Raw genomic sequence first — 2,400 nt, 5'->3', positions numbered from 1 at the left:
GACAGCCCGGCCCCGGCTTATGCGGTCAGCATTGCCCGGTGGGCTGCCAAAGAACAGGGCCTGACCCGGCGGGTGCCGGTGCGGTGCAATGCCCGGATCAGCGGGCCGCTGGTCACCGGCCTGGTGCGGCCCACCCTGCTGCTGCCCGAGACCCTGCCCCCGGAAGACGAACTGGCCATGATCTGCCTGCATGAGATGGCCCACTGCCGCCGGGGTGACCTGTGGTATATGCTGCTGCTGGAAGCGGCCCGGGCGGTACACTGGTACAGCCCGCCGGTGCATTTCCTGGTTCGCGCCGCCCGGCAGGATATTGAAATGGCCTGCGATGAATCGGCGGCAGCAAACAAACCAGAGACCTGGCGGCGGCAGTACTGTCAGGTGCTGCTGCACGCGCTGGAATGCCCGGCCGGGCCGGTGCTGACCACCCGGTTCGGGGTAGGGAAAAACCAGATCACTGCCCGGCTGCGGCAGATCATGAAACCGGGCCGGATGCGCCGGGGGCTGCTGGCCTTCTGCGCCGCGGCGCTGGCGGTGGCCCTGTGCTGCTGCGCCGTGCGGCTGGAACCGGCCAGCACTTCCCGGACAAACACAGAGGATGAGGCCCCGGTCTGGGTGGATATTACTCAGCCGGAGGGCGGGCAGCTGGATTTGGCGGCCATCACCGGCCAAACGGACGGCCTGCCCGAACCCGCCCGGCCCGGAAATGAAATGACCGACGAAGAGATCTATGCGCTGGTACGGGATGTGCTGGACCGGTGCCTGTTGTGGATAGAATGGGCCGGCGAGGGCTACCGGGATAATCTGGATCTGGCGGATACGATCCAGGTGCCCTGGGGCGGCGATACCCGCACGATGGTGCGGCAGCGGGACATCACGGACCGGGAGCAGTTCCTGGCCGTGGCCGGAACCGTGTACAGCCAGGCATCCATCGATACAAAAACAATCTGGTTTGGAGACAGCATCCCCACGGTGGTGGAGCACGACGGCGCACTGTATGTGCACGATGACGAAGCGTTTCCCATAGAAACACCGGTCGATCCCCGCTATGGCTGGTACGATTATGACAGCCTGCGTTTGCTGGGCGCTTCCGAGGACACCCTGTACCTGGAGGCGATATGGGGCAATCCGGACTGGCCTACCAGTCCGCTGCTGCCGGTCGTTCTCCGGCGGGAACAGGGGCGCTGGGTGATGAATGGCTGGTACTACCATGTACTGCGGGACAACAGCTTTATTTCGCTGCCGGAGGAGCTGGAACAGCAGGCCGCCGCTGACCCCCAGCTGGGTACACAATTGCGGTACGCCTGGGCGCTGGGCCAGGGGCTGAAGGAGAATGACCAGACCCGGGTGGACTGGTGCTTTTCCGGCACCACCGCCCCGCCCGACGAATACCGCTTTGGCATCTATGCCCTGCGGGATATTTCCGGGACGCGGGTGACCGACTTTACCGTGGAAGCAGGAGAGGACGGCACGGTCTGGCTTACGCTGGATGTGGCGGAACCGGGAGATACCCCACTTTTGGAGGGAGAAAACAAGTACGGATTTTTGTTTGACGGGCAGGCGGGTACGGTGCTGCTGCTTTACCCGGCACAGGATGTATCGCTTTATACCGGAACATCCGGCTCTGAAACGGAAGACAGCGATACGTTGATAGAAACCACCCGCATCTTCCGCCGCTGTGTGAGCACCGGCCCCTTTGCGGCGGTGACAGAGCTGCCGGAGGATAAGTTGCTGCTGTATCTGGCGTATCAGCTGCGGGAACAGGGGGCGCTGACAGGCGACCCCACCGCGGAACAGCTGACCCAGGCCGCCGAGACCTGGCTGGACCTAGCGGACTATGTGCCCGCCATGGACCTGCTGTCCGAAGTTCTGTACGGTCAGGATGGTCGGGATTTTGCCACCCGGGCAGACAGTGAGGTCTGGCCGGACGACCGGATGGTCAGTTTGAGAGTGACATGGGCGGGGGATATCGCCACCGTGGTCTGGCGGGACTATCAGGGCACGGCAGGCATTGTGCCGGACTATGACCTGGTCTACACCCTGCGCCGTTCCCCGGCGGACCCGGCGGCATGGATCGTGGAAAGCTGTGTCCGGCATACGCCGGAATGAAAGAAGGAGGGCTGACCTGTGAAAACCTGGCTGCTTGCGCTGGTGAGTATTGGCCTTGGCGGTTCGGCGGCGGCGGTTGCTGCGCTGGCGCTGCGGCCCTGGCTGATGCGCCGGTATACCGCCCGCTGGCGGTGCCGGCTGTGGGGCGTGCTGGCGGCGGTGCTGCTGGCCGGGCCGGTGCTGCTGGCCGGGCCGGTGCTGCTGGCGCTGCCGCTGCCCCAACTGCCCGCGGCCCCCGGCTGGCGGGTGACCCTGCCCGCCCCGGAAACTGCCCCGACAGACCGGGTGTCGGCG

2 protein-coding genes are annotated in these 2,400 nt (G+C 65.3%); both read left to right on the top strand.

Translation table 11 applies throughout. The annotated features are described in order from the left end of the window. Positions 1-2,106 (top strand): M56 family metallopeptidase (locus B5E65_RS15880; protein ID WP_143403050.1); only part of this gene is annotated, 2,106 nt, incomplete at its 5' end. 18 nt (positions 2,107-2,124) lie between these two features. Continuing rightward, positions 2,125-2,400 (top strand): hypothetical protein (locus tag B5E65_RS15875; RefSeq protein WP_206406319.1); only part of this gene is annotated, 276 nt, incomplete at its 3' end.

It is taken from the genome of Gemmiger sp. An120 (assembly GCF_002160955.1).
Taxonomy (GTDB): domain Bacteria; phylum Bacillota; class Clostridia; order Oscillospirales; family Ruminococcaceae; genus Gemmiger_A; species Gemmiger_A avium.
This window is presented reverse-complemented; position numbering and strand designations above follow the sequence as displayed.